General features: G+C 62.2%; 21 protein-coding genes and 2 pseudogenes. 13 read left to right on the top strand and 10 right to left on the bottom strand.

The window, feature by feature from the left end:
• Window positions 1-300 precede the first annotated feature (300 nt).
• From ABTV29_RS20305 to feaR, 9 genes are all read left to right on the top strand, one after another.
• Window positions 301-1464 (top strand): acyl-CoA dehydrogenase family protein, encoded by a 1164-nt coding sequence (locus ABTV29_RS20305; RefSeq protein WP_433766469.1) that lies wholly within the window; start codon window positions 301-303, stop codon window positions 1462-1464.
• Between the two features lie 31 nt (window positions 1465-1495).
• Complete coding sequence (locus ABTV29_RS20300) at window positions 1496-1867, top strand: hypothetical protein (RefSeq protein WP_433766468.1); 372 nt, start codon at window positions 1496-1498, stop codon at window positions 1865-1867.
• A gap of 3 nt (window positions 1868-1870) precedes the next feature.
• Window positions 1871-2356, top strand: a complete 486-nt coding sequence (locus ABTV29_RS20295; RefSeq protein WP_433766467.1) for a nuclear transport factor 2 family protein — start codon at window positions 1871-1873, stop codon at window positions 2354-2356.
• Window positions 2353-3474 carry an amidase gene (locus ABTV29_RS20290; protein ID WP_433766466.1) on the top strand — a complete coding sequence of 374 codons (1122 nt, stop codon included), beginning with the start codon at window positions 2353-2355 and terminating at the stop codon, window positions 3472-3474. Before ABTV29_RS20295 ends, ABTV29_RS20290 begins: the two co-directional genes overlap by 4 nt.
• 49 nt (window positions 3475-3523) lie before the next feature.
• A complete protein-coding gene (locus tag ABTV29_RS20285; RefSeq protein WP_110967567.1) occupies window positions 3524-4807 on the top strand; it encodes an aromatic ring-hydroxylating oxygenase subunit alpha in 1284 nt (427 codons plus the stop codon).
• On the top strand, window positions 4804-5304 hold the full coding sequence (locus tag ABTV29_RS20280; RefSeq protein ID WP_433766465.1) for an aromatic-ring-hydroxylating dioxygenase subunit beta: 501 nt from the start codon (window positions 4804-4806) through the stop codon (window positions 5302-5304). Before ABTV29_RS20285 ends, ABTV29_RS20280 begins: the two co-directional genes overlap by 4 nt.
• Before the next feature lie 10 nt (window positions 5305-5314).
• Window positions 5315-6055 carry an SDR family NAD(P)-dependent oxidoreductase gene (locus tag ABTV29_RS20275; protein WP_433766464.1) on the top strand — a complete coding sequence of 247 codons (741 nt, stop codon included), beginning with the start codon at window positions 5315-5317 and terminating at the stop codon, window positions 6053-6055.
• 170 nt (window positions 6056-6225) lie between these two features.
• Window positions 6226-7176, top strand: coding sequence for a PDR/VanB family oxidoreductase (locus tag ABTV29_RS20270; protein ID WP_433766463.1), 951 nt, complete (start codon window positions 6226-6228; stop codon window positions 7174-7176).
• A 155-nt stretch (window positions 7177-7331) separates the two neighbouring features.
• Window positions 7332-8252, top strand: coding sequence for a transcriptional regulator FeaR (feaR, locus tag ABTV29_RS20265; protein WP_433766462.1), 921 nt, complete (start codon window positions 7332-7334; stop codon window positions 8250-8252).
• Window positions 8253-8657: 405 nt separating this feature from the next.
• On the opposite strand, the gene ABTV29_RS20260 is transcribed toward feaR, so the two are convergent.
• A complete protein-coding gene (locus ABTV29_RS20260; protein ID WP_433766461.1) occupies window positions 8658-9287 on the bottom strand; it encodes a response regulator transcription factor in 630 nt (209 codons plus the stop codon).
• A 257-nt stretch (window positions 9288-9544) separates the two neighbouring features.
• Between ABTV29_RS20260 and hpaC the strand changes: the two genes are divergently transcribed.
• Complete coding sequence (gene hpaC, locus ABTV29_RS20255; protein WP_433766460.1) at window positions 9545-10054, top strand: 4-hydroxyphenylacetate 3-monooxygenase, reductase component; 510 nt, start codon at window positions 9545-9547, stop codon at window positions 10052-10054.
• A 522-nt stretch (window positions 10055-10576) separates the two neighbouring features.
• Here hpaC and ABTV29_RS20250 read toward each other — a convergent pair.
• The 6 genes and pseudogenes from ABTV29_RS20250 to ABTV29_RS20225 form a co-directional block, all read right to left on the bottom strand.
• On the bottom strand, window positions 10577-11590 hold the full coding sequence (locus ABTV29_RS20250) for a phosphotransferase enzyme family protein (protein ID WP_433766459.1): 1014 nt from the start codon (window positions 11588-11590) through the stop codon (window positions 10577-10579).
• 9 nt (window positions 11591-11599) lie between these two features.
• The gene (locus tag ABTV29_RS20245; protein WP_433766458.1) at window positions 11600-12877 is read right to left on the bottom strand and encodes an aspartate aminotransferase family protein; all 1278 of its coding nucleotides are present in this window, start codon (window positions 12875-12877) and stop codon (window positions 11600-11602) included.
• On the bottom strand, window positions 12870-14183 hold the full coding sequence (locus ABTV29_RS20240; protein WP_433766457.1) for an amino acid permease: 1314 nt from the start codon (window positions 14181-14183) through the stop codon (window positions 12870-12872). The genes ABTV29_RS20245 and ABTV29_RS20240 overlap by 8 nt, the downstream gene beginning before the upstream one ends.
• 739 nt (window positions 14184-14922) lie before the next feature.
• Window positions 14923-15522 (bottom strand): annotated as a pseudogene (locus tag ABTV29_RS20235) (methyl-accepting chemotaxis protein); the annotation flags it as partial.
• 303 nt (window positions 15523-15825) lie between these two features.
• Window positions 15826-16830: pseudogene (locus tag ABTV29_RS20230) on the bottom strand (PDC sensor domain-containing protein); the annotation flags it as partial.
• Window positions 16831-17201: 371 nt separating this feature from the next.
• Window positions 17202-18524, bottom strand: a complete 1323-nt coding sequence (locus ABTV29_RS20225) for a hypothetical protein (protein ID WP_433766456.1) — start codon at window positions 18522-18524, stop codon at window positions 17202-17204.
• 567 nt (window positions 18525-19091) lie between these two features.
• Between ABTV29_RS20225 and ABTV29_RS20220 the strand changes: the two genes are divergently transcribed.
• The 3 genes from ABTV29_RS20220 (at window position 19092) to ABTV29_RS20210 (ending at window position 21779) form a co-directional block, all read left to right on the top strand.
• Entirely contained in the window at window positions 19092-19442 is a 351-nt protein-coding gene (locus ABTV29_RS20220; RefSeq protein WP_433766455.1) for a hypothetical protein, read from the top strand.
• Window positions 19443-19782: 340 nt separating this feature from the next.
• Window positions 19783-20172 (top strand): c-type cytochrome, encoded by a 390-nt coding sequence (locus ABTV29_RS20215; protein WP_433766454.1) that lies wholly within the window; start codon window positions 19783-19785, stop codon window positions 20170-20172.
• A gap of 116 nt (window positions 20173-20288) precedes the next feature.
• Complete coding sequence (locus ABTV29_RS20210; RefSeq protein ID WP_433766453.1) at window positions 20289-21779, top strand: aldehyde dehydrogenase family protein; 1491 nt, start codon at window positions 20289-20291, stop codon at window positions 21777-21779.
• Between the two features lie 183 nt (window positions 21780-21962).
• Here the strand turns inward: ABTV29_RS20210 and ABTV29_RS20205 are convergent, their stop codons facing one another.
• The 3 genes from ABTV29_RS20205 to ABTV29_RS20195 form a co-directional block, all read right to left on the bottom strand.
• Complete coding sequence (locus ABTV29_RS20205; protein ID WP_433766452.1) at window positions 21963-24347, bottom strand: DUF3772 domain-containing protein; 2385 nt, start codon at window positions 24345-24347, stop codon at window positions 21963-21965.
• 244 nt (window positions 24348-24591) lie between these two features.
• On the bottom strand, window positions 24592-26004 hold the full coding sequence (locus tag ABTV29_RS20200) for a heavy metal sensor histidine kinase (protein ID WP_433766451.1): 1413 nt from the start codon (window positions 26002-26004) through the stop codon (window positions 24592-24594).
• Window positions 26001-26672, bottom strand: coding sequence for a heavy metal response regulator transcription factor (locus ABTV29_RS20195; protein ID WP_433766450.1), 672 nt, complete (start codon window positions 26670-26672; stop codon window positions 26001-26003). The genes ABTV29_RS20200 and ABTV29_RS20195 overlap by 4 nt, the downstream gene beginning before the upstream one ends.
• Window positions 26673-26706: the final 34 nt, after the last annotated feature.

Below are 26706 nucleotides of genomic sequence, written 5' to 3'. Positions count from 1 at the left end.
CCGGTGAAACCGGAAGTATGGCTTTTTATACCGGCTCGCGCCCGGGGATGCGCTCAGAGGTAACCGGGGGCGGCCTAGGGGATATCTTTAGGCGGGGGGCTGCACGCACCAATAGTTGCGCCGGGGTGCGGTTTTTACACTGGACCTCAATGCAAGGGTGACGCCGTCGATCCCTTGTGGGAGCAAGGCTTGCCCGCGATGGCGTTCTCAAGGGCGCCATCGCGGGCAAGCCTTGCTCCCACAGATAAGACAGCAGTGCGGTGTCACCCCACCTAACAATAAGCAAAACGGAGAAAGCCCATGCTGCGTTCAGCGGTTGCGCAACAAGACGCCCTGATCGGCGTTGACGAGCCTGTCGTCGACAGCCAGGCATTCCAGCAAGTGCTGGATGAAGTGCGCCAACGTCGCAATGAATTCGACAGCGTCTCCCATGTGCCACGGGACATGATCGAGCGCTTCAAGCAGGTGGGCATCTACCGCGCCGCCACGCCGAAATGCTACGGCGGCGACGCCCTGGCACCGGCCAAGTTTCTGCAAATGATCGAGCGCATCTCCGAAGCCGACGGCTCCGCCGGCTGGGTCGCCAGTTTTGGCAGCGCCGGTGTCTATCTGGCCGCCTTGCCCCAGGAAACCCTGGCCGAAATCTACGCCGACAGCCCTGACTTGGTGTTCGCCGGCGGCCTGTTCCCGTTGCAACCGGCCGAAGCGGTCGAGGGTGGCTGGCAGGTCAACGGCACCTGGAAATTCGCCAGCGGCTGCAAAGGCGCCGACCTGCTCGGTGTCGGCATCGGCGCAGCGGGCGGCAAGCCGCGCACGGCGGTGTTCCGCCCGGATCAGGTGGACATCGTCGAGAACTGGGACGTGGTCGGCCTCAAGGGCACCGGTAGCCACGACCTGCGCGTCACCGACAAACGCATCGACGAGCGCTGGACCTTCATCCGTGGCGGCGCAGCTACCATCGACGAGCCGCTGTTCCGCTACCCGTCGATTGCCTACGCCGCGCAAGTGCTGGCCGTGGTCAACCTGGGCCTGGCGCGTGCCGCCATCGACGAAGTCAGCCGCATGGCCAACGGCGGTGGCATCACCGGCGCGCCAAAACTGTCCGACCGCGCCTACGTTCGCATCGAAATCGCCAAGGCCGAAGCCAAGCTCGCCGCCGCCCGTGGCTTCTTCTACAACGCCACCGAACAGGTGTGGAACTCGATCCTGGCGGGCAACCCTGTGACGCCGGAGCAGACCAGCCTGCTGCGCCTGTCCGCGATCCACGTGTCCCAGGCCGGCGCCGCCGTGGTGCAGAGCGCCTACAGCCTGGCCGGGACCACCGCCATCTACCTGCGCCACCCGCTGCAACGCTACCTGCGCGACTCGATGGTAGTGACCCAGCACGCCTTCCTCAGCGAAGGGCTGTACGACGGCGCCGGTTCCGTGTTCCTCGGCGTGTCGCCGTTCCCTGGCTACATCTGAATTCCTGTCACTTTTTCAAGGTATCTACTTCATGTCTCAAGCCACTCAAGAACCACTGCGCGTCGTCTTCTGCATCGGCATCACCCAGAACTTTTTCGACCTGCCCACCGGCGAAGGCCTGGCTGTGTGGAAAGGCTTCAGCAAAATGATGGCTGACCTCGGCGCGATGCCTGGCATCACCGTGCTCGGCGCGATGGATGACGACCGCCTGATGGTCGGCCCGTCCACCACCTCGCCCTGGACCGTGTACATCATGGCCGACGTCGACTGCCACCAATCGGTGATCGACGCCTGCAACCTGTTCCGCACCACGCCGGTGAACGAATACAGCCTGTGGCGCTACGCCAAGGTCGAAGCGCGCATCGGCCGTCCGCTGACCATCCCAGATGCGGCCAAGGTGTAAGCCATGAACGAGGCCTTGCTCCAGCGTCTGGCGACGCTCGAAGGGGAAAGCGCAGTGCGCCGTCTGATGGCGCGCTACATGGACCTCTGCGATGTGCCAAGGGCGCCGACTCAGGTCAGCGAACTGGCCGAGCTGTTCTGCATCGATGCGATCTGGGAAGGCATCGGCAGCCAGACCGCGCAGACCTTCGGCCAGCATCGTGGACGCGAGGCCGTGGCGGCGTTTGTCGGCGGTTACCTGCCGCCGTCGGATCACTTCCGGCTGAACCTGCATTACCTCACCAGCGAGTCGATCCAGGTCGACGGCGGGACAGCGCAGGGGCAGTGGATCATGCAGCAGATTTCCACCTACGCCGATGGCCGCAGCGAACTGTTCGGCACCCGCCTGAACATCGATTTCCGCTGCGTCGACGGTACCTGGCTGATCGCGCATTTCCGCACGCAACGCTTGTTCAACACTGATTTGCACAAAAAGGGGCTGGACGCATGAGCACCTTCATCAGCGAATTTCTCCTCGGCGGCAACGGCAAACGCGTTGCCATCAAGGACTCCATCGACATCGCCGGCTACCCGACCCGTTCCGGCAGCCGGGCCTTTGCCGATGCACCGGCGGCGACGAAAAACGCCGACGTCGTGGACGCGATTCTCAACGCTGGCTGGCAGATCGTCGGCAAGACCAACCTGCACGAGCTGGCCTTTGGCGTCACCGGCATCAACGACTGGACCGGCACGCCGATCAACCCGCAAGCCCCTGACCGGGTGCCGGGCGGTTCCTCCAGTGGTTCGGCCTCGGCAGTCGCGGCAGGCCTGGCGGACATCGCCATCGGCACCGACACCGGTGGTTCGGTTCGGGTGCCGGCGGCGTGCTGCGGCATCGCCGGGCTCAAGCCCACCTTCGGCCGGGTCAGTCGCATTGGCGCCCACCCGCTGGAGTCCAGCCTCGATTGCGTCGGCCCGTTCGCCAAGACCATGGACGATCTGATCGCGGCCATGCAGGTGATCTGCCCGGGCTTCGACGTTCAAGGATTGCCCGCTGACGGCGCCAAAGTAGGCTTTCTCGACGTGGCCTGCGATGCGCATCTGCAAGCCAGCCTCGGTGCGGCCGCCGACCGCGCCGGCTGGCGTCGCAGCCACCTGCAATTGAGCGAGTTCGAAGCCGCCTTCATTGCCGGGCTGACTGTGATCAATTTCGAAAACTGGGCCGCGTTCGGTCACCTGACCGGCAAAGGCCTGATCGGCGCCGACGTGGAAACCCGCCTGCTGGCGGCCAGTCGCACCACCCGTGAAGAACTGGCCGAGGCTGAAGCCGTACGCAGCCGTTTCACCCAACAGGTGGATGCGGCGCTGGAAGACTTCGCAGTGCTTTTACTGCCGACCCTGCCAAGCCTGCCGCCGACCCTCAGCGAAGCCCGCGCCGGCAGCAAGGCCGTGGCCGGCATGACCCCGCTGGTGCGGCCTTTCAACCTCAGCGGCCATCCGGCGCTGACGGTGCCGGTGGAACTCGATTGCGGCGGGCTGAAGGTCGGCCTGCAGATCGTCGGGCGCAAAGGTCAGGACGAATTGGTCTGCGCCTTCGGTGCGCAGCTGCAACAGAGCATGGTCGGTTAGCCCCCGGCTCCAGAACCCAATCATAAAAATAAGCCATGAGGAGAACCGCATGAGCACTCATGAATACCGGCTGATCGCAACGTCGAAAAGCCCCGAAGACCTGGTCCAGCACGACCGCGTCGACGTCTCGCTGTACAACGACCCGGCGCTGTTCGAAGCCGAGCTGGACAAGATTTTCTACCGCACCTGGGTGTGGGTTGCCCACGAAAGCGAAGTGCGCAACAGCGGCGACTTCAAGACCGCGATGATCGGCCGTCGCCCGGTGATCGTCGTGCGCGACAAGAAGAACAACATCAACGTCCTGGAAAACCGTTGCCGCCACCGTGGCGCGACCGTGTGCGAAAAGCACAAGGGCAACGCCACCGGTTTCACGTGCCCGTACCACAGCTGGTCCTACGGCCTGGACGGCAAGTTGCGCGCGCTGCCGTACCCGGACGGTTATGAAGGCATCCTGGAAAAATCCGAGCTGCCGCTGACCAGCCTGCGTGTGGAAAGCTACGCCGGCATGATCTTCGCCAGCTACAACGACGAGATCGAACCGCTGGAAGACTTCCTCGGCGGCGCCAAGCACTGGATGGACCTGTTCATGAAGCAGGGCGCCGGCTACCCGATCAAGACCCAGGGCGAACACAAGTTCAGCTTCAAGGGCAACTGGAAGATCCAGTTGGAAAACACCACCGACGGTTATCACTTCCCGATCGTGCACAAGTCGTTCATGTCCTCGGTGGATGAAGAAACCTCGGAAATGCTCTCGTTCATGACCGACGAGCAAGCCGTGACCCATTCGCTGGGCAACGGCCACAGCGTGATGGTGATGGTGCCGGAGCACGTCGACCTCGATCACGATGACGGCACCGAGCAATTGCAGGAGCGCTTCGCCCACGTCACCGAAGAGCTGTCGAAAACCATGGAGCCTGCACAGGTGCGCCGCATCGTGCGTTCGCTGCACGGCGCCGGGTTCAACCTGAATCTGTTCCCCAACGTGGCCATGTCGATGTCGTTCTTCCGCGTGCTGCGCCCGGTGTCGGTCACCGAAACCGAGATCCGTCACGTGGCCCTGGGCATGGACGGCGGCCCGGAAATCGCCAACCGCGAACGCATGCGCATTCACGAACACTTCCAGGGCCCGTTCGGTTTCGGCAGCCCCGACGATGCCGAGGCCTGGGACCGCGTGCAGCGCGGCTCCTATGCCGGCGTCGACGCGCCGATTCTGGTCAACCGCGGCCTGAACCGCGAAATCACCGCCGAGAACGGTGACAAAGTCAGCCACGCCACCGACGAAGGCGGTATGCGCGGTGCCTACGACATGTGGAAAAGGATGATGAGCCAATGAGCAATCACGAGACCCTGAACGGCTTTTCCGGCCCATTGGCCCAAGCCATCGAATTCATCTGGCGCGAAGCCGAGCTGCTGGACCACAAGAACTACGCCGAGTGGGCGACCCTGTGGAGCGAAAGCGGCAAGTACATCGTGCCGATCGACCCGGACACCGAAGACTTCGAGGCGACGCTGAACTACGCCTATGACGACGCACGCATGCGTGACCTGCGCATCGAACGCCTGACCGCCGGCTACTCGCCGTCGGCGGTGGATGCGGCGAAAACCATCCGCACCGTCTCGCGTTTCCGCCTGGTGGAAGCGGCCGGCGACATCGTCGAAGTCAACTCGGCGCAGCTGCTTTACGCCTACAAGCGCGGCGTGCACACGCCGTTCGTGGCCGACCTGAACCACCGCATTCGCTTCACTGACGGTGTGCCGAGCCTGGAGCGCAAGGTTGTGCGCCTGATCAACTCCACCGACAGCCTGAGTGCGCTCGGCTTCCTGCTGTGAGGGCAACATCATGAGTCGAGTAGCCCTTGTAACGGGTGCCTCGCGCGGACTGGGCGAGTGCATCGCCCGCCGTCTGCATGCGGCGGGTTATCGCGTCGGCCTGGCCGATGTGCGCCTTGATGGCGTTCAGCAGCTGGCCGCCGAGCTGGATGGCAGCGGCGCCACCGCCGTCGCCATTGAGCTGGATGTACGCAGCAAAGCCGACTTCCAGCGTGCTCGCGACGTGCTCGCCGAGCGCTGGGGCGGCACTGACATTCTGGTGAACAACGCCGGCGTGTCGAAAGTTGCGGCATTGATGGACATCACGCCCGAGGAGTTCGACGAGTCGATGGCGATCAACCTGCGCGGCACTTTCGTGGCCTGCCAGGTGTTCGGCGCGCATTTCGCCGAGCGCGGCTTTGGTCGCATCGTCAACATCGCGTCCCTGGCCGGGCAGAACGGCGGCACCGCCACCGGCGCGCATTACGCGGCGGCCAAGGGCGGCGTGGCGACCCTGACCAAGGTCTTCGCCCGTGAGCTGGCGCCTCGTGGCGTGACGGTCAACAGCATCTCGCCGGGGCCGCTGGACTTGCCGGTGGTGCGCGAAACCGTGGCGCCGGAGCGTCTGGAGCAGATTCTGAAGATGATCCCGGCCGGTAGCCTCGGCGACCCGACGTTCATCGCCGACAGCGTGCTGCTGCTGATTGCCGACAACGCGACCTCCGTAACCGGCGCGTGCCTGGACATCAATGGCGGCTTGTACATGCGCTAAACCCGAAACACCCCCTGTAGGAGCGAGCCTGCTCGCGATGGTCGTCAACGATGACGCTGGAAACCTGACACCCCGTGGTGACCTCAGGTTCATCGCGAGCAGGCTCGCTCCTACAGGGAGCCAGCGCAAGACTTACCGTTTAACCGAAACAACAGAATTCAGGTGATGCAATGATGAAGGTGAAGATCGAAAGGATCGTCGACGAAGCGCTGGATATCCGTTCCTTTCGCCTCGTGCGCAGTGACGGCCAGCCGCTCGACACCTATGAGCCGGGTGCCCATGTCGACCTGACGGGCCCGACCGGTGTGACCCGCCAATATTCCCTGTGCAGCCCGCCACAGGATCGCTGCGCCTATCTGGTGGCGGTGAAGAAGGAAGCGCAATCGCGCGGCGGCTCGCTGGCCCTGCACGAGCAGGTGGAAGAGGGCATGGAGCTGGAGATGGGCGCGCCGCGCAACCTGTTCCGCCTCGATGAAACCGCTACCGAACACGTGCTGTTCGCCGCCGGCATCGGCGTGACGCCGCTGTTGAGCATGGCCTATCGCCTGGCGGAAAGCGGCCAGCCGTATCGTCTGCACTACTTCGCCCGCTCGGCAGAGTACGCGGCGTTCACCGAACTGCTGGCGACGAATTTTGCCGACCATGTGGAGTTCCACTACGGTGTGGAACCTGCCGACCTGGACGCTGCGCTGAGCGAGTGCCTGGGCCGTGCCAGCAGCGCCGCCCATGTCTACACCTGCGGCCCGGCGCCGTTCATGAACAAAGTGGTGGAAGTGGCCGCACGCAGCCGTTCGGATGACGCCATTCACCTTGAGCATTTCGCCGCGGACCCTGCGGCCAACAGCGCACCGACCGGCAGTTTCGAAGTGGAACTGGCCAGCTCTGGTGTGGTGCTCCATGTTCCGGCCGATTCCAGTCTGGTGGATGTGTTGCAGGCCCATGGTTGCGACATCGACACCGAATGCCGCGAAGGCATTTGCGGCACGTGCATTGTCGAGGTGCTGGACGGCTTGCCGGAGCATCGCGACAACTGCCTGTCGAACAAGGAAAAGGCGTCCAACAAGCAGATTTGCGCCTGCGTCTCTCGGGCGCTTTCCGCTCGTCTGGTATTGGACATCTAAAGGCTTTCCACGCTGGAAAGCCGACGCCGGAGCCTGTTGGATGGGCGCCCGGCGGCCGTCAAGGGAGGAGATGGCTGGAGTACGAAAGATTTTTAGCGAGCCGCTCGACGAAGCGGCCGAAAAATAACAACAAAAACACGTGAGGCTTTGCGGACATGATTACAGCATCGACGGTGCGCAATGAGGCGTTCGAAACCTGGCTGAGCCAGGTTAACCAGGCCTGCGGGCGTTTCGACGCCCGTGCACTGGACACCGATTTTTATGGCGAGCTGGCGGAATTCCGCAGCGGCGCGATCAAACTCAGTGTGGTCGACATGGCGCACGTGCACCTGTATCGCTCCAGCAAGGACGTCAGCATCAGCAGCGACGGCCATTACTACGCGGTGTTCCAGATGCGCGGCAGTTCGCAGCTGGAGCAGGGCGACAACCGTGCGCAGCTGGGTTGCGGCGACATCGCCCTGATCGACGCCAGCCGTCCGAGCGACATGACCTACAACCACGATTCGCGCCAGTTGTCGCTGATCCTGCCGCGCCAGGTGGTCGAGCGTGGTTCGCACTTCACGGCGGTCAACTGCGCCACGCGCATCGGCGCCAACAGTCCGCTGGCGGCCATGGCCAACAAGCTGGTGCTGGAAACCCGCCAGCAGGAAGGGCTGGACATGCAGGAAAGCGAAGCGGTGCTCGACGCCCTGGCCAGCCTGCTGTTGCCTGGCGTCAGTGCCCGCGACAATACCGGAGATGCCCACGAGCGGCAGTTCCGCAAGATCATTGCCTTCATCGACGAACACATCAGCGACGAAGCACTGTGCCCCGAGCTGATCGCTCGTGAGGTGGGGATTTCGGTGCGCGGGCTGTACCGGATGTTTTCCAAGCGCGGGTTGGTGGTGGCGCAGTACATCAAGCACCGGCGCCTGGACTTCTGCGCGGAAAACCTGCGTCGCAGCGATGTCGAGCAGAAGCTGTCGGCGTTGTGCTACGCCTGGGGTTTCTCCGACTCCAGCTACTTTTCTTCGGCGTTCAAGTCACGCTTCGGCGTATCGCCGGGGGCCTATCGCAAGCGCTATAGCCAGAATTGACACTCCAAACCCAATGTAGGAGCTGCCGAAGGCTGCGATCTTTTGATCTTGTTTTTAAAAGCAAAATCAAAAGATCGCAGCCTTCGGCAGCTCCTACAGTTTTGTGCGTGGCAGGCGAAATGGAGGTTGGATGTGCCGGCCCCTCGCGAGCAGGCTCGCTCCCACAGTAGATCTTCAGCGAACACACATTTTGTGGACGCCACGGACCACTGTGGGAGCGAGCCTGCTCGCGATAGCGGCCTGTCAGTCGCTAAAGATGTTGATTGTGCTGGCCTCATCGCGGGCAAGCCCGCTCCCACAGTGATCGGTTTCGTACACACATTCTGTGAGCACCATCAAGACCTGTGGGAGCAAGGCTTGCCCGCGATGAGGGCCTGAAGATCCCTGAAGATCCAGATCCCTATCTCAATGCCGCGCCGGCTCTTCACCCGGCAAATGCAGCACCTCGCGCACCAGCATGGCAATGCTGCTCACGCCCATCTTTTCCTTGATCTTGGTCCGGTGCACATCCACAGTTTTCACGCTGATGTTCAGCTCCCGGGCAATCACCTTGCTGGCCTTGCCATCGATCACCAGCATCAGCACTTCGCGCTCGCGGCTGGTGAGCAGCGCCAGCTTGCCCTGCAGGTTCTGACGCTGCTGCTGGTCCGCCTGGGCGTGCACGGCGGCCTTCAGCGCGGCCTGGATGCGATCGATCATCTGCTGCGGGTTGTAGGGCTTCTCGACGAAGTCCAGGGCGCCGTTCTTCATCGCGGTGACCGACATCGGAATGTCGCCATGGGCCGAGACGAAAATCGTCGGCAGGGTGCTGCCGCGCTGGTTGAGGATTTCCTGCAACTGGAAGCCGCTGGTTTCCGGCATGCGCACGTCCAGCACCAGGCAGGCGGGCTGCTGGGGGTCGTACTGGCTGAGGAACTCTTCGGCGCCGGCAAAGCACTGCGCCTGGACGCTGACGGACTCCAGCAGCCACGCCAGCGAGGTGCGCAGGTCCTTGTCGTCGTCAACGATGTAAACAATCGGTTTGCGGGTTTCCATCGGGGCTGCCACGAAATTTCTAATTATTGTTTTCGCGCGCGAACGCGCGGCACGCATCGGCTCATCTTTTTGGAGCCAGTGTGCAGAATAACCACTGTGGGCGGCCCTTGCGATAAAGAAACCACCTAGTCGACTAGCGGAAAGCCTAGCTCGTTGTGGTGATCGTCAGAATGGTTGGGCCCGGTGCCCGGCCTTACTCTTGTTCCATCACCTACGGACCGCAACAAGACGGTCCTCCAGACGGAAGGGGCATCGACATGGCCGACCTGAGCCAGCAGCAAATCGACTTTCGCAACGCCATGGCGCAGTTGCCGGCGGCAGTGAACATCATCACCACCAATGGCCCTGGCGGCCGCTGCGGCATCACCGCCAGCGCCGTGTGCTCGGTGACCGACTCGCCACCCACCGTGCTGGTCTGCGTCAACCGCAACAGCGCCACCCACGACGTATTCCGCACCAACGGCCGGCTGTGCGTGAACGTGCTGTGCGGCGAACAGGAAGAGTTGGCCCGGCACTTCGCCGGCATGACCAAGGTGCCAATGGACGAGCGCTTCGCCTGGGACCTGTGGGACGACGGCACCGCCGAAGTCCCGGTGCTGCGCGATGCGCTGGTGCAGCTTGAAGGGCGGATCAGCGAGTGCAAGGAAGTGGGATCGCATTCGGTGATGTTCGTGGAGTTGGAGAAGGTCGGCGTGCGCGAACCGCGTGACAGCCTGGTGTACTTCAACCGCCTGTTCCATCGCCTGGAACACGCCAGCGCGGCTTGATTAGACCGCGTTATCGTTCATCGCGGGCAAGCCCGCTCCCACAGAGATTTACAGTGAACACAGAATTTGTGTACGACACTGATCACTGTGGGAGCGGGCTTGCCCGCGATGACGGAGTGTCAGGCACCACCAATGTTGAATCTTCTGGCCTCATCGCGAGCAGGCTCGCTCCCACAATGGATCTGCTGTGAACACAAGGCTTGTGTGCGACAGAGAACCCATGTGGGAGCGGGCTTGCTCGCGAAAGCGGTGTATCAGCCGCCACTGATGTTGAATGTGCTGGCCCCTTCGCGAGCAAGCCCGCTCCCACAGTAGATCTCAGTGAACACAAAATCTGTGTCCGACACAGATCCTGTGGGAGCGGGCTTGCCCGCGATGGCGGTGTATCTGTCGCCATGGATGTTGAATGTCCTGGCCTCATCGCGAGCAGGCTCGCTCCCACAGTGGGATCTGCTGTGAACACAAGGCTTGTGTACGACAGAGAACCCCTGTAGGAGCGAGCCTGCCCGCGATAGCTGTCTATCAGACCTGCAAATATTCCCGAGCCAACCCACACGCCCGTTCGATCAGCATCGGTGCCATTTCAATCGCCGTCTGGGTGCCCTGGCGGGTGTGAATCCAGCCCAGGTAGGTGGTCCCGCGCAGCAGCAGAAACAGCGCCAGCGTCTGGCGATCCGCCTCGGTCAGTGGCTTGACGGCGTGATAGCCGGCCAGCAGCGCGGCCTTGATCTGCTCATAACGCGGGTCATCCAGGCAGAAGTACAGCGCGGTGGCCAGTTCAAACATGTGCCAGCCGAAACCGGCGTCGTCAAAGTCGATCAACCGAAGGCGCGGGCCTTCGATCAGCAGGTTCTCCGGCACGAGGTCGGCGTGGATCATGCCGAAGTTGCCCAGGTGCCGGCCGTACTGGCGCAAGTCCTGCCGCGCCCGGCGCCGGGCCTGTTGCAGCAGGTCCCGTTGCTCGTCGCTCAGCTGTTCCAGTTCCCAGAAGCGTCCCCAGAACGGGTTGGTGCCAATCAAACCTTCCTCATCCCAGGCATGCCGGACAAACTCGTCCGGCTGCTGCCAGTCCGCCGAATGCAGGTGAATGCGCGCGGCAATCGCACCGGCTTCCTTGAACAGGAAATCGATCTCGGTATCGGCCTGAACCCCGGCTTCGGAGGTGCCTGCGGTCGCACCCGGCAGCCAGGCAAGCATGTCAACGTGACGGTCGCCGAGCTCCGCGTGACTCACCTCGATCAAGTGCCGCTGATCCTGCGCGCGGATGATCTGCGGCACCGTGATCCCGGCGCTTTCCAGTGCTTCCATCCATTGCAGCTCGGAGCGCAGCGCCGCTTCGCAGTGATAGCCGTTGCGATGGATACGCAGGGCCACGCGCTGGCCGTCGTGGCGCCGGGCGGAGAACACCGCGTTCTCGCGGTATTTCACCAGTTCGATGTCGGCGAAATCGCCTTCCCAGTGTTGCAGGGCGTGGCGGGCCAGATCGTGCAGGCGAGCGACCTGTTGGTCATGGCTCAAGGTGTGAAATTCAGTCATGGCAGGTCCTCAAATGGCGCTCAGCGCCCGGTCCAGGGTGTCTACGAACAGGTCGGCATGTTCACGGCCGAACACCAGTGGCGGGCGCAACTTGAGAATGTTGTCGCCGGCGCCGATCTTGCTGATCAGCACGCCGTTGTCGCGCATGTCGTTGACCACCTTGCGCGCCTCAAGGCCCGCGGGTTCCTTGCTGGCGTGATCGCGCACCAGTTCCATGGCGAAGAACAGGCCCTTGCCGCGCACATCGCCAATGATCGAGTGCTTACCGGCCAGCACCTGCAACCGCTGCTGCACATAAGCGCCGACGTCCTGCGCGTTTTGCAGCAGTTGCCGCTCTTCAATCTCGTCCAGCACCGCCATGCCCACCGCTGCCGCCACTGGCGAGCCACCGAAGGTGTTGAAGTACATGGCGTTGCGCCCGAAGGATTCGACCAGCGCCTTGTGGGTGATCAGCCCGGCCAACGGGTAGCCGTTGCCCATGGGTTTGCCGAGGGTGACGATGTCCGGCGTCACACCATGGGCCTGATGCCCCCACAGGTGATCGCCGGTACGGCCGAACCCGGATTGCACTTCATCGGCAATGAACAGGCCACCCGCCGCGCGGATCAGCTCGGCGGCCCGGGCCACGAAGCTGGCCGGCACACGGGGCAGGCCTTCGTTGGCGAACAGAGTGTCGATCAACAATGCGGCTGGGCGAATGCCCTGGGCCTGCAGCGAGGCAATCGCCGCAGCGATATTGGCGGCGTACTCATCCGCCAGTTGCGCTTCGGTGGTGCCAGCGGGAGCACGGTACAGGCACGGGATCGGCACGGCGCGGGCATGGGCGGCGAAGGGTTCCGGCGAGGGCAGGGCAGTGGTCACCTCGGCCAGCGAGGCCGAGTTACCGTGGTAGTTGTAATCGCTGATGATGATGCCGGTACCGCCGCTGGCGAAGCGCGCCAGGCGCAGCGCCAGTTCGTTGGCCTCGGTGCCGGTGCAGGTGAACATCGCGGTGTCCAGCGGCTGGGCGAAGGTGGCGGTCAGGCGCTCGGCGTAACGCACCACTTGTTCGTCCAGGTAGCGGGTGTGGATGTTCAGGGTGGTCGCCTGGCGGTGCATCGCCTCGACCACGCGCGGGTTGCAGTGCCCGACGCAGGGCACGTTGTTGTAGACGTCCAAGTAGCGGCGACCGTCAACGTCGAACAGCCAGACGCCTTCACCACGCACCAGATGCAGCGGTTTGTCGTAGAACAGGGGCGAGGCGCTGCCGAGTACGCGGTGGCGGCGTTGCAGGAGAGTGTCAGGCATGGTCTGGAACCTCGATGGCGGGGCTGCGGCGAGTGCGCAGCAGGAAGTTGAAAATGCACAGCACGAAGGTCGCGCCGAGGGCGATCAACATCTTCATGTCGAGCTGGAAGCAGGCGGCGATCACCACCAGCGTCAGCGCCAGGCCCAGCCAGGCGACCAGTTTTCCGCCGATCAGGCTGAACGGGCGCGGCAGGTCGGGCTGGCTGGTTTTGATGCGCAGGTAGGCGCCGAAAATGAACAGGTAGCAAACGTTGAGCAGCAGCACGACCGCGAGCATCACGGTGGCCGGATCGACCTCGGACAACGGCAGGCCGATGGCGCCGATCAGCAATAGCGCCGGGTAAGGCGTGCCGCGCTTGCCGGTCTTGCCCAGCCATTGCGGGAACAGGCCGTCGCGGGCCATGGCGAACAGTTGCCGGGACGCGGCGTAGACCAGGGAGAAGAAGGTGGCGATCAAGCCGAACACGCCGCCGCAGCCAATCACCTTGGCCAGCCAGGAGTTTTCACCAAAGGCGCTGTTGCTGGACATCGCCGCGTACAGCGGATCGCCGGCCGAACCCACCAGCTCGACGCCACCGGCGCCCGGTGCGCAAACCAGCACCACCAGTGCGGTGACCAGCAGGGTGCCGATGGCCGCGAGAATGCCGCGTGGCATGGTGCGGCCAGGGTTGTCCGCTTCTTCGGCCGCCGAGCCGGTCTGCTCGACGGTGATGAACAGCCAGATGGCGAACGGCACGCAGGCGAAGATGCCGCCAAGGCTAACGGGGGTGGCGACACTGGCCGGCAAGGCCAGCAGGTTGCTCAGTTCGACATGGGGCGCCATGGCGACGCCGAAGGTCAGCAGGGCCGCGACGGCGATCACGCCGGCAATGAAGGTCAGGCCCATGGCCTCGCCGACACCGCGCAGGTGGATGCCGATGATCACCGCGAACAGGGCGATCTTCACCGGCCAGCCGCCGATGCCGAAAATCGACTCGGTGTAGGCACAGATGAAGGTCGCTGCGGCGCCGGTGCCGATGGTCAGTGCCAGCGCGCAGGCCACACCGACCAGATAACCCACGAACGGCCCGAACGCTGTTTGCGCATAGACAAACACACCGCCGGCGCTGGGCAGGGCGGTGGAAAGTTCCGCCACGCACAGCGCCAGGCCACCGCACAGCAGGGCCATCAACAGCGTGGCGATCAGCATGTTCAACCAGCCACCGGCCGCCAGCCCGAAGTTCCAGCCGGAAAACTGCCCGGCCACCACCAACGCAATTCCAAGGCCGGCAATCTTTGGCCAGCCCAGCGCACTTTTCTTGAGCACAGAAGTCTCCCGCGACCCGAAGGCCGATTTATTGTTTTAGTAAGAAATGGAGGGGGTAGAGCGTTGCTTGCGCCCACTGAACGGGGCTGATCTCGATACTACGCGCGGGGTGCACGGCGGCATGTTTGCGTGCATGCCATGTGGTTGATTGTGGGTGCCAGATTGGGCTTTGGAGGAGGGCAGGAACACCGCGTTATCGTTCATCGCGAGCAGGCTCGCTCCCACAATGGATCTTCAGTGGATGCAGAGTTTGAGTACGGCGGTGATCAACTGTAGGAGCGAGCCTGCTCGCGATGGCGGAGTGTCAGTTGACATGGATGTTGAATGTGCCGGCCCTATCGCGAGCAGGCTCGCTCCCACAATGGATCTTCATTGGATGCTGGGTTTGAGTACGGCGGTGATCAACTGTGGGAGCGAGCCTGCTCGCGATGGCGGAGTGTCAGTCGAAATAGATGTTGGATGTGCCGGCCCTATCGCGAGCAGGCTCGCTCCCACAATGGATCTTCATTGGATGCTGGGTTTGAGTACGGCGGTGATCAACTGTGGGAGCGAGCCTGCTCGCGATGGCGGAGTGTCAGTCGACATAGATGCTGAATGTGCCGGCCCCTTCGCGGGCAAGTCGAATCGTCGCACCGCCGCTCCCACAGGGATCTTCGGTGAACACAGGATTTGTGTACGACGCAGATCCATTGTGGGAGCGAGCCTGCTCGCGATAGCGGTATATCAGGCACCGCAATGGTCAGATCCGAAAACTCCCCACCAACTGATTCAACCGCGCCGCCTGCTGTTCCAGCTCGGTGCAGGCGCGCAGGGTCGATTGCAGGTTTTCCACGCCTTGCTGGTTGAGGGTGTTGATCTGGGTGATGTCGACGTTCAGCGCCTCGACCACGGCGGTCTGTTCCTCGGTGGCGGCGGCGACGGACTGGTTGACGTTGTCGATCTCGCCAATGCGCTGGGTCACGCTGCCCAGGCGGGTGCCGGCGAGGTTGGCGATGTTGACGCTTTCCTCACTGTGCTGCTGGCTTTCGGTCATGGTGGTGACCGAATCCCGGGCGCCGATTTGCAGCTCCTCGATCATCTGCTGGATCTCCAGCGCCGAGGTCTGGGTGCGTCCGGCCAGGCTGCGCACCTCATCGGCCACCACCGCGAAGCCGCGACCGGCTTCACCAGCCCGCGCCGCTTCGATCGCCGCGTTGAGCGCCAGCAGGTTGGTCTGCTGGGAGATGCCCTTGATCACTTCGAGGATCTGCCCGATGTTCACGGTCTTGTCGTTGAGCACTTCGATGTTGGCGCAGGACGCGCTGATCTTGCCCGACAACTCGTTCATCACCTCGATCGTGCGCTGCACCACCTGACGTCCGTCTTCCGCCTGCTGGCGGGCACTGGACGCCTGGTGGGAAGCATCGCTGGCGTTATGGGCGATCTCCTGGGCGGCCGCGCCCAATTGATTGATCGCGGCCGCCACGCTGTTGGTGCGACTCGATTGATCATCGAAATTGCTCAGCGACGAATTGGAGGCCTCCAGCACCCGGCGGGCGCCTTCGTTGACCCCGAGCGCCGCCGACGAAACCTCGCGAATCGACTGGTGGATGCGCTCGACAAAACGGTTGAACGCCGTTGCCAGCTGACCGATTTCATCCCGCGACTGCACTTGCAGGCGTCGCGTCAGATCGCCTTCGCCGAGGGAAATGTCCTCCATCACCCGGGTCAGCACTTGCAGCGGCCGGGTGATGCGCTGGGCGGTGTACCAGATCAGCAGCAGGCCGAGCAGGGCCGAGCCGCCACCGAGCAGCAGGGCCAGCGCGGTGCTTTGCGCGCCCTGGGCATCGAGTTCCTTTTGCAGGGTGGTGACCGGCGCCAGCAACACCTCTTGCGGCACGCCGACCAACACCCCCCACGGCGCGGCGCCGGCAATCGGTGCCAGGGGTTCGAGGACCTTGATCTGCTGCGGGTCGACAAACACCTTTGGCTGGCCCTGACGCAGCGCATCCATCACCTCGGCGTTGTCCATCGGCTGGCCGAGGCGGCTGACGTCCTGGCTGTTGGCGGAGATGACGCCGCGAGGGCTGATGATGCTGATCTGGCCATGGCCGTCGAACAGTTGCAGGGCACTGGATTCACTGTTCTTTTGCAGGGCGGCGAGGTTGATGTCGAGGCCGACCACGGCAATGACTTTGCCGTTTTCCAGCAGGGGGAAGGCGACGCTGGTGACCAGCTTGCGACTGCCCGAGGCTTCGTCGAAATAGGGTTCCAGCACACAGGCCTGGCGCGTGTCGCGGGCGCAGGTGTAGAAGGCGTTGTAGGGCGCGCCGCTCGGCCCCGGTTCGGTATTGGCGAGCAGGCCCTCGTCGCCGATCACCGCCTGCAGTTCACCGGGCTTGCTTTGCACCCAGTACAACGAAAAACGGCCTTTCTCGTTGCTGCCCAGATCAGCCTTGTCGACGAAGCTTGCGTCGGCACCGTCCAAAGCGTCGGGTTCAAAAATGACGTAAAGCCCGAGCAGGTCGGGCTTGTCGTTCAGGGCCTGATGAAGCTGGGTACTCAGCTCCTGGCGCAGTTGTTGGCGGGTCAATGTCCCCTGATGCTGGAGTTGTCGCAGATAGAGTAAGTAGCGCGACAAGCCCTGGCCGAATTCATGGGTCTGCATGAAGGTGCGCTGCACCTGCATCGCCTGGACCCGGCCCAGCGCCTGCATGTGTTCCTTGGCCGCATCGGCGAGCATTTCACTGCTGGCCCGGGCCACTTGCTGGCTGCTTTGATGGGTCTGGTAGAACGACAACCCCATCAGCAGACCCACCACCAACAACAGGCAGAGGCCGGCGAGCAGGGCGATCTTGCTTTGGATCGTCAGAAATTTTCTGTGCATTGGAAAGGCCCTTTTCCTGAAAACGAACCCGCCCTTGTAGGAGCGAGCATGCTCGCGATGGGCGTCAACGATAACGCGGGCTGTCTGGATGCCCGCGTTGTCTGGGCGTTCATCGCGAGCATGCTCGCTCCTACAGGGGGTCGCGTGTTGGTTTAGAACGTCGTGGCGAAAATCACCTGGCTGTAGAGGTTCTTGTCGTTGTTGCCCAGCTGCGTGCCGCCCTGCTCGAAGCTCTTGTCCGGCTGGAACAGGCCGATCAGCGGCATGATGCTCAGGTGATCGTTGACGTGCCATTCGGCGTACAGGTCGGTTTCGTGACCGTCGGTATTGCCCAGGTCGCGGTCGATGGTGTCGTAGTTGAAATGCATCAGGCCGACGGTCACGTTCTCCAGTGGCGAGACGGTGAATTTGACCTGCTGGATGCGCGAGTTGCTGTTGAACGGACCGGCATAGTTGCCCGCCACTTCACCCTGGAACCAGGTACCGAAACCGCGGCTGAAACCGTAGAACAGGGTGTCGTAGTTTTCCGAGAAGCGGCTGTAGCGATAGCTGACGTAGGGCGCCCAGTTCACGTCGGAGAAGGTCCAGCCGGCTTCCAGATACCAACCGTCTTCGCTGGAAGTGTGAGGTTTGTCCTGCTTGGCGTATTCGCCGGAGAGGAACAGGTCCTTGACCCCGGCATTGCCGGTGGCGCGAAGGCTGTAGGTTTTCATGCCGTCGCGTTCGAGCTGGATCGGCGAGGCGAATTCTTCGTCGACGTCGGTGGTGTCGATGTAGGTCAGGCCCACGGTGCCGACGTCGGACACATGCTCCAGGGTGCCGACGACCATTTCGGTCTTGGCCTGGGCGCGGTTATCGGATTTCAGCCACATCAGGTCGCCACGCCAGCCTTCCTTGCCGCCGATGCGCAACACGGCGGTCTCGTCGAACGCCTTGCGCGCGGCCAGCCAATAGGCGCCGCCACGGTTGAACTCACCGTCGGCCAGGCCCTTGCCCATGTTCAGCGCGTCGCCGTCGATCAGGAAACCGTCACCCACCACGATGTTCTGGCGACCGAACGAAAGGTCGATGCCATCGGCACCCAGTACCGGGAAAAGATCGGCCGAACGCCAGCCCAGATAGGCGTCTTCGAACTTGGTGGTGCGTTCCGTACCGTCGCTGAAGCCTGCGGCATCACCGTCGCCCCAGGAACCGGAACTCAACAGATTCGCCGCGCCATAGGTGGTACCGGCACCGGCGAAACCCTTGTCGAAGGCCAGGCCGTACTTGATGTAACCCTCGCGCCACGACGACGAACCTTCATCGAGACGACCCGACAGGGCGTAGTTTTCCTGGCTGTGGAAAATGCCGAAAACCGCTTCCAGCGTGGCGTTCAGGTGAGTGTCGCTGTCTGAGTACAGTTCATACGCTCCGGCCTGCCCGGCGCTGATCATCAGCGCGAGCGTGGAAAGTCGAAGCAAGGGAGACTTGAGCATGGCATGACATCCGTTCTTGTTCTAAGGCGCAGGGTTGCGGTCTTTTTAGATACTAAGGGCCGCGTTTTTTTTGGCCTTTTGCCTGTTTGCCAATTAGTTGGTTGTGCATGCCAGATTGCATGGCGAGGTGATAGCACAGAGGCTTGTCGGACTGCGTTCTCTGTAGGAGCTGCCGAAGGCTGCGATTTTTTGGCGACCTGACGGTCCTGAAGATCAAGATCAAAAGATCGCAGCCTGCGGCAGCTCCTACAGGGGAATGGTGGTGCGGTTGAAATTACCGTTCGTCGTTTTTGATTGGGAAGAACGTCGGTAAAAACGAGGCGCTTTTGTGACGGCGAAGGAAAGCTCTTACTGCTTCCTACAGTTGCCTGATTCGACAAGTAACCTGTGTCACGGTTTTGGGTGAATAGCAGTTCCTGTTTTCTTGTGAGAACTATCTATTAATGTTGCATGAAGTTTCCTACGTTTAAAAAATACCTGCTTGTAACTTCATTAAAAAATTAATAACCATAGGAGAGACAACTTTTCTAACCGACGGGTATTCAGCAATGACGAATGACTTTTTGCGTGACAGCTTTTTCAACTACGACGAAGAGTTGGAAATCAGTGCTTGCCCGCTTGGGGCCGAAGGTTTCAGAGAGGCGGGCAGGGATTCAAAGCCCATTCGGCATGGTTGTTCTGGCACTGATCAGAACAGTGATGGAAAGGACTGTCATGAAGTTATATCCATACAAGTTCCAGATACTCAATCTTCCTATTGATGGTTTTGTGGTTTCAAGGCGTGAAGTATCGCAAAAGCAGGATTTGACTCTGTTAACAGCGATTAATGAACTAAGGGATTCAAGATTATCAAAGGACGAGTTCGATGAGGTTCTATTGTTTTATGGCTTGACTCCAGGCGCTGACAATGACCTGTAGGAGCGAGCCTGCTCGCGAAAAACGTCCGGGCAACGCGATCACTTCATCTGTGGGAGCAAAGCTTGCTCGCGATAGCGGAAGGTCAGACGCCGCCGCGTTGGCAGGGCTGACGCTATCGCGAGCAAGCTTTGCTCCCACAGGGTTTCCATGACAACAAGGTTGTGTGAGCAAGCAGCCGAGCGATCTGGCAGCCCCGCCAACACAACTGGCACGCAGGGAAAAACCTGCGTTTCGCCGACCGCCGACAATCCTTTTCAACCTGCCGGGGCTCCGTTGTCCCGGTGCTTTCTGTGTTGGCGTTCGTTGCTGGCGAGCGCGTGGATTTTCAAGGTCGTTTCTTATGTTTACCGCCCTGCGTTTTTCTCTCTTTGGTTTGTTGACCTTCACCCTGGCCCAGGCCGCTGTCGCTGCCGATTGCGCGCCGGTCCAGAGTCGTGGCGAGCAGGTGTTCGCCAATGAATGCGGCGTCTGCCATTCGGTGTCCAAGGGCGCGGTCGGGATGATGGGGCCGAATCTGGCGGGTGTAGTGGGGCGCAAGTCCGGTTCGCTGGAAGGCTTCAACTATTCCCAGGCCATGCGCAGCAAGAACATCGACTGGCAGGCCGAGAACATCGAGCAACTGATCACTCAACCCCAGGCTTTCGTGCCGGGCACCTACATGCCTTACATGGGCCTGGCCTCCGCCGACGATCGTCAGGCGGTGGTGTGCTATCTCAAAGAACAACACTAAGCGGCCGGATATCTGGCTTATCAACCCTGCTGGAGCTGGCTTGCCTTGAGCCTTGCACCGCCCCTGAGGGCGTTTTCGCGAGCAGGCTCGCTCCAACATTTGAATGAAGGTGATTTATGAGCAACGTTGAAATTCTGCCGCAGGTGGCTGCATTCCTTGATCGCCGTCACGGCTGCTTCATCGATGGCCAGTGGGTGTTTGCCGAGGGCGAGAGCATTGCCGTGGTCAACCCGGCTACCGGGCAAACCCTGTGCGAAACCCTCGATGCGCCGCTGGCCATCGTCGAGCAAGCGGTACAGTCTTCGCACAAGGCCTTCAAGTCCGGTGTCTGGTCTTCGCTGCGTCCGGCCGACCGTGAGCGCATCCTGCTCAACTTCACCCGCCTGGTGGAAGAGCACGCCGAAGAGCTGGCGCAGCTGGAAACCCTGAGCCAGGGCAAGTCGATCAACATGGCTCGCGCGCTGGATCTGAACGCCACCGTGGAGTTCATGCGCTACATGTCCGGCTGGGCCACCAAGATCGAAGGGCAGACCTTCGATGTGTCGATCCCGCTACCGCCGGGTGCCAAATTCACCGCTTTCACCAAGCGCGAGCCAGTGGGTGTGGTGGTCGGCATCGTGCCGTGGAACTTCCCGCTGCTGATCGCCGCCTGGAAGCTGATGCCGGCATTGGCCACTGGTTGCACCGTGATCATCAAGCCGGCGATGGAAACCCCGCTGACCGCCATGCGCCTGGCTGAACTGGCGCTGGAAGCCGGCATTCCGGCGGGCGTGTTCAACGTGGTCACCGGTGGCGGCGCCTCGGTGGGCGGCGTGCTGACCTCGCATCCTTTGGTAAGCAAAGTGTCCTTCACCGGCTCCACCGCCGTGGGCAAGAGCGTGGGTGTGGCGTGCATGGAAAACATGACGCGCTTCTCCCTGGAGCTGGGCGGCAAGAACCCGATGATCGTGCTGGCCGATGCCGACATCGAGAAAGCCGTGCAGGGCGCGATCCTTGGCGGCCTGCTGAACAACGGCCAGGTGTGCGCCGCAGCGTCGCGCTTCTATGTACATCGCTCGATCCACGACAAGTTCGTCGAAGCCCTGGCGGCAGCGGTATCGGCCATGCCGATCGGCGCCGGCATGAACTGTGACGCGGCGATCAACCCGCTGGTGTCGCGCAAGCAGCAGCAAAGCGTGCTCAAGCATATCGAACTGGCTCGCCGGGAAGGCGCGCGGGTGGTGGCCGGTGGCGAGTTGCTGGAAGGCGACGGCTTCTTCGTCCAGCCGACCATCCTCGCCGACATCGACCACAGCATGGCCGTGGCTCGCGAAGAAGTATTCGGCCCGGTGTTGGGTGTGATGCCGTTCGATGACGAAGACGCCGTGATCGCGCTGGCCAACGACAACCGCTACGGCCTGGCCGCGAGCCTGTGGACCAACGACTTGAGCAAGGCCATGAACCTGGTGCCACGCATCGAAGCCGGCACGGTCTGGGTCAACGCCCACGTTCTGCTCGACCCGGCGATGCCATTCGGTGGCGTCAAGCAATCGGGCATGGGCCGCGAGTTCGGTCGTGCTGTGATCGAGGCTTACACCGAACTGAAGTCGGTGTGCATCGCGCATTGATGCCATAGCCTGCGGCGTTCCCATTGTGGGAGCGAGCCTGCTCGCGAAAAACGTCCAGACAACGCGGTCATTCAGACAGGGCGCGTTATCGTTGACGTCCATCGCGAGCAGGCTCGCTCCCACAGGGGATCAGGTGTGTTTGCCCGAATCAGGTTGGCTGTCCGGCCGCCTTGGTTTGGTTTTTCACGCCGTAGGCGGTTTCGCCAGCTCTATCCCGGCGGCACTCAGCCGCTTGAGAATTTCAAACAGCAGCTCGCTCTTGATCGACCCGACCGTGCGCGGGCTGCTGACGTAACCGGTGATGGTCAAGGTGATGCCTTCGGGCTTCAGTTGGCTGAAGCGCACGAAGGGCGCCGGTTTTTCGAGGATGGATTCGTGCTCGGTGTAGGTGTCGTACAGCAGGTTGCGCACTTGTTCCGGGTCGATGTCCAGCGGGAACATCAGTTCCAGTATCGCCACGCCCTGGGCGTTGCCGCCGAGGGTGACGTTGCGCAGGTTCTGCGAGATCAGCTGTGAGTTGGGCACGATGACGATCGAGCGGTCGGACAGCTGGATTTCCGTGGCGCGTACGTTGATCCGGCGGATGTCGCCTTCGACCCCGCTGATGCTGATCAGGTCGCCGACTTTCACCGGGCGTTCGGTCAGCAGGATCAGGCCGGAGACGAAGTTCTTGACGATCTCCTGCAGGCCGAAACCGATCCCCACCGACAAGGCGCTGACGATCCACGCCAGATTGGTCCATTGCACCCCCAGCGACGACAGCGCGAGCAGGATCACCAGCGCGTAGCCAATGTTGGAAAACAGTGTGCTGAGGGAGGCACACATGCCCGGGTCCATCTCGGTTTTCGGCAGGAATTCGTTGTCCAGCCAGCGGCGCAACGTGCGGGTCAGGTAGATGCCGATGAACAGTGCCAGCACGGCATGCAGCAGGTTGCCTGGGACAATGTTGAGTTTGCGCAGCCCGTCGCCGCCAAGTATCGCCAGGGTATTGGTCGCCAGTTGCCCAAGCGTCGATCCGACCCCACCCACCACCAGTGAAATGAACGCGATCAGCACCAGCGCGGCCCGGCCGACCCCGGACAGGACGATGGAAATCTGCTCCAGGCGCGGATCGCCGATGCCCAGCAACTGTTTAATGGCCTTGCCGCTGGGATGCTTGGGGGAAAACACGTATTCGCAGCCGTCCTTGAGCAACTGGATCAGCAGGTAGAAGCCGGAAAAAATGATGAACAGCCAGACCAGTTCGTAAGTGATGAAGCGCGACAGGGAGATGTAGCCGATCAGCAGCGCCAGCAGGGACACCACCACCGCAATGCTGGCGAAAGCATAAATGACCCCGGCCAGCGTCGTGCCCGCTTCGGGGGACTCGCCCGTCGCGACCAGTTCCCGGCGAATTCTGCTGACGCGCAGCAGCAGCGAACCGATCATCCCGGAGATGATCAGTGCGACGAAGCCTCTGACCGAGATCACCGTCGGAAAGCTCATGCCGGTGACATTGGTCATTTGCGCCAACGCCACCAGAATCAGCAAAACCCAGGCCAGGCGAATGGGGAAGGGTTTGATTGCCAGTGCCACCGGATCGGCAATGGCCGGCAGCCGCCACGAAGGGTGCTTGGTGGACAGCAATGCACGGCTCAGGCCGGTGATGAGCACGCAGGTGTAGACGATCTTTTCGAAATCCTGGGAGAACCCCGCCAGTTGCGGTGTCAGCGGCAGCTGGCGCGTCAGGGCATAAAACAGCAATTGCAGGGCAAGCCAGGCCGCCAGCACCGTGGCGATGACCGAAGACAACGCCAGGGAGCTGCGCCGCAGCCGACCTTCAGGCATGCGATGAATGCACAGCCACGTCAGCGCGCGGTCGGTGAGCCGGTGACCGACAAACCACAGGGCCAGGGCCAGTGTGAGCAACACGCTGGTGTAGAAACGCTGGCCCGGCTGCCAGGCGGCGTCGAGGCTGGCGCCAATCTGTTGCAGGAAGCCATTGAGGCGGTGGCGATCATCCTCGGGTGGGTTCAATAGCGGTGCCCAGAACCAGGGGTTGAGGATGCTATAGGTCTGCTGGGTCACTTCGGTTTCCAGCAGGCCGCGACGGATGACGGCGATTTGAGTCAGCAGTTCGGTCCCGCTGTCCTTGAGCGTCGCCAGCGTACTGAGCTTGTAATCGATCTGTCTTTTCTGTTCGGTGAGGTCAACCCGTTGCCGGGTAATGTCGGACTTCTCCAGCGCGGCCTCGCCAACCGGTGCCGGTCCCAGCACACTCAATTGCGATTGCAGTTGAGTCTGAATGGGCAGCAGCAGTGCCGACATCCGGGTGATTTCCTGGATCAACGCCTGGAGCAGGTCCTGCGGGGCCTCCAGCTGACTGTAATTACTGGCCTGGGAAACCTGCTGCTTGAGGCTGTTGAGCCGAAGTTGCAGCTCCTGCAGATTGCTGTCGGAGATGCTGGCGGAGGCGGCCGTTACGCTGGCGGCAGACGTGTCCGACATGGGCGCCGCCGACAGCAGTGCGCCATTCGCCGCAAACAGTGCGAAAACCACGACCCTCATCCACTTCAATGCATTGCGCATAGGCGTGCCCGGCAGGTTGTTTGTTACCCAGCCTATGAGGTTAGGTCATGACTTGCGTCCATGAGGGATTATTGGACGGATGTGTGCAGTCAGGGGGATACCAAGCCTTGCATTAAACCTGTGGCGAGGGAGCTTGCTCCCGTTGGACTGCGCAGCAGTCCTTCTTTCAGGGCCGCTGCGCGCCCCAGCGGGAGCAAGCTCCCTCGCCACAGATTGTTCGTTGTTTGCAGGATAGCGGCAGTTGTCACTCGCCCTGTCGTCGCGCCGGAAAGAACAGCTCAAAACAGGTCACCCCATCCACACTGCTGACGCTGTACGCCCCGTTATGCAACTGCATGATCGTCGCCACGATCGACAAACCCAGGCCGTTGGACTGCGCCGAGCGCTCGCGGGACTGGTCGACGCGGTAGAAACGCTCGAACAGGCGGGGCAGGTGTTCGGCGGGGATGGTCTGGCCGTGGTTGCGTACCTGCAGACGGATGCCCTCGGCCGAGGGGGTGGCGAGAATCTGCAATGGCGTATCGGGCGCACCGTACTTGATCGCGTTGGAGCACAGGTTGGCCATGGCGCGGCGCAGCAGCATCGGCTCGGCCCAGATCAAACCGCTGCCTTGGGCATCGATGTGGATGCCGGCTTCCGCCGCGAGCCCCTCGAAATAATCGGCCATGCGCTCCATTTCCTCGGCCGCGTCCAGTTCCTGGCGTTGACTCAAGGCGCTGGCGGGGTCGGTGCGGGCCAGGAACAGCATGTTGTCGAGCATCCGCGCCAGGCGTTCCAGTTCCTCGACGTTGGAGGCGAGCAACTGTTGATAGGCTTCGATGCTGCGGTTCTGCTGCAGGGCGACCTGGGTTTCGCCCAGCAGGTTGTTGATCGGCGTGCGCAGTTCATGGGCCATGTCGGTCGATACCTGGCCCAATTGCACGAAGCCCTTGCCCAGGCGGTCGAGCATGGCATTGAAGGCGTCGATCATCGGCAGCAGCTCCCGGGGTGCGCCCCGGCTATCCAGGCGTTCGGTGAGATTGCCGATGCCGATACCGTGGGCATGCCGGGCCAGGAGCCGCACGGGCAGCAAGCCGCGATCCACCAGTACATAGCCGGACAACGCCAGCAGAATCGCCGCCACGCTGGCGAACAGGTAGACGTTGAGCCGGTAACGGGCGAGCACGGCGGTGCGCTCGGTCATCAGGCGCCCGGTGACCACTTCCAGGCTGCCCTGATCATCGGACTCGATAATGGCCGCCAACGCGGAAAAGGGCACGCCGTCGACGTTGGGCAAGTGCTGCACGTCGCCAAGAGTCAGCGGGTGGTCCATCGGCATTGGTGCCAGGGCCGGCATGTGGAGATTGCCCGGATTGACCACCAGCAACGGCGGTTGCCCGGGTACGCCGATGCTCAGCAGCGCTTCGCGATTACCGAGCATGTTCTGGAACAGTGACGGTTTGCTGCGGATCAGCTCCAGGGTGTTGCTGTCGTTGAGAAAGGTGCGCAGCTGATCGATGCGCGTCACCAGTGCCGCGTCGTCACGGCGGATCAACTCGTGTTCCAGGTCGTGGTACAGCGCCACGCCGAGCGCCGTCAGCGAGACAAACGCCAGAAACGCGAACACCAGCGCCAGGCGCAGCGTCAGGGAGTGGTGCAACCGCGACAGGGCGCTCATGGTTGCGTATCGAAGCGGTAGCCGATGCCGCGCACGCTGTGGATCAGCTTGAGCGGGAACGGGTCGTCGATTTTCATACGCAGGCGACGGACCGCGACATCCACCACGTTAGTGTCACTGTCGAAGTTCATGTCCCAGACCCGTGACGCGATCATCGAGCGCGACAGCACCTCGCCTTGATGGCTGGCGAACAGGTGCAGCAGGGCGAACTCCTTGTTGGTCAGGGTGATGCGCGTGCCGGCGCGGGTCACGCGGCGCTTGAGCACGTCGATCTGCAGGTCTTCGATTTGCAGTTGCTCTTCTTCGCGAGTGGGGCCACGGCGGGTCAGGGTGCGCAGGCGCGCCACCAGTTCGGCGAAGGAAAACGGCTTGATCAGGTAATCGTCGGCGCCCAGCTCTAGGCCCTTGACGCGGTCGGCGATGTCATCGCGGGCGGTGAGGAACAGCACCGGGGTATCGGCTTCCTTGCGCAGGCGGCGCAGGACTTCCCAGCCATCCATCTTCGGCATCATCACGTCCAGCACGATCACGTCGAAGTCATGTTCCAGCGCCAGGTGCAGGCCATCGACCCCGTCGCGCGCCAGGCTCACGGTATAGCCGAGCTCCTGCAGGCCGTTTAGCAGGTAGTTGCCGGCCTTGGGTTCATCTTCGACGACGAGAATATTCATGGGGTCCTACCAGATTCGGGGCCAGCACATTTCA

Source organism: Pseudomonas putida, from assembly GCF_050989985.1.
In the GTDB taxonomy this organism is placed as follows: Bacteria; Pseudomonadota; Gammaproteobacteria; order Pseudomonadales; family Pseudomonadaceae; genus Aquipseudomonas; species Aquipseudomonas putida_AI.
This window is presented reverse-complemented; position numbering and strand designations above follow the sequence as displayed.

What these genes read in the sequence shown, in the direction of transcription:
- ABTV29_RS20260 (WP_433766461.1), bottom strand. Translation starts at nt 9,287, where the DNA reads ATGGAAACCCGCAAACCGATTGTTTACATCGTTGACGACGACAAGGAC.
- ABTV29_RS20275 (WP_433766464.1), top strand. Translation starts at nt 5,315, where the DNA reads ATGAGTCGAGTAGCCCTTGTAACGGGTGCCTCGCGCGGACTGGGCGAG.
- ABTV29_RS20305 (WP_433766469.1), top strand. Translation starts at nt 301, where the DNA reads ATGCTGCGTTCAGCGGTTGCGCAACAAGACGCCCTGATCGGCGTTGAC.
- feaR (WP_433766462.1), top strand. Translation starts at nt 7,332, where the DNA reads ATGATTACAGCATCGACGGTGCGCAATGAGGCGTTCGAAACCTGGCTG.
- ABTV29_RS20250 (WP_433766459.1), bottom strand. Translation starts at nt 11,590, where the DNA reads ATGACTGAATTTCACACCTTGAGCCATGACCAACAGGTCGCTCGCCTG.
- ABTV29_RS20210 (WP_433766453.1), top strand. Translation starts at nt 20,289, where the DNA reads ATGAGCAACGTTGAAATTCTGCCGCAGGTGGCTGCATTCCTTGATCGC.
- ABTV29_RS20285 (WP_110967567.1), top strand. Translation starts at nt 3,524, where the DNA reads ATGAGCACTCATGAATACCGGCTGATCGCAACGTCGAAAAGCCCCGAA.
- hpaC (WP_433766460.1), top strand. Translation starts at nt 9,545, where the DNA reads ATGGCCGACCTGAGCCAGCAGCAAATCGACTTTCGCAACGCCATGGCG.
- ABTV29_RS20195 (WP_433766450.1), bottom strand. Translation starts at nt 26,672, where the DNA reads ATGAATATTCTCGTCGTCGAAGATGAACCCAAGGCCGGCAACTACCTG.
- ABTV29_RS20300 (WP_433766468.1), top strand. Translation starts at nt 1,496, where the DNA reads ATGTCTCAAGCCACTCAAGAACCACTGCGCGTCGTCTTCTGCATCGGC.
- ABTV29_RS20225 (WP_433766456.1), bottom strand. Translation starts at nt 18,524, where the DNA reads ATGCTCAAGTCTCCCTTGCTTCGACTTTCCACGCTCGCGCTGATGATC.
- ABTV29_RS20205 (WP_433766452.1), bottom strand. Translation starts at nt 24,347, where the DNA reads ATGCGCAATGCATTGAAGTGGATGAGGGTCGTGGTTTTCGCACTGTTT.
- ABTV29_RS20215 (WP_433766454.1), top strand. Translation starts at nt 19,783, where the DNA reads ATGTTTACCGCCCTGCGTTTTTCTCTCTTTGGTTTGTTGACCTTCACC.
- ABTV29_RS20295 (WP_433766467.1), top strand. Translation starts at nt 1,871, where the DNA reads ATGAACGAGGCCTTGCTCCAGCGTCTGGCGACGCTCGAAGGGGAAAGC.
- ABTV29_RS20280 (WP_433766465.1), top strand. Translation starts at nt 4,804, where the DNA reads ATGAGCAATCACGAGACCCTGAACGGCTTTTCCGGCCCATTGGCCCAA.
- ABTV29_RS20270 (WP_433766463.1), top strand. Translation starts at nt 6,226, where the DNA reads ATGATGAAGGTGAAGATCGAAAGGATCGTCGACGAAGCGCTGGATATC.
- ABTV29_RS20290 (WP_433766466.1), top strand. Translation starts at nt 2,353, where the DNA reads ATGAGCACCTTCATCAGCGAATTTCTCCTCGGCGGCAACGGCAAACGC.
- ABTV29_RS20245 (WP_433766458.1), bottom strand. Translation starts at nt 12,877, where the DNA reads ATGCCTGACACTCTCCTGCAACGCCGCCACCGCGTACTCGGCAGCGCC.
- ABTV29_RS20200 (WP_433766451.1), bottom strand. Translation starts at nt 26,004, where the DNA reads ATGAGCGCCCTGTCGCGGTTGCACCACTCCCTGACGCTGCGCCTGGCG.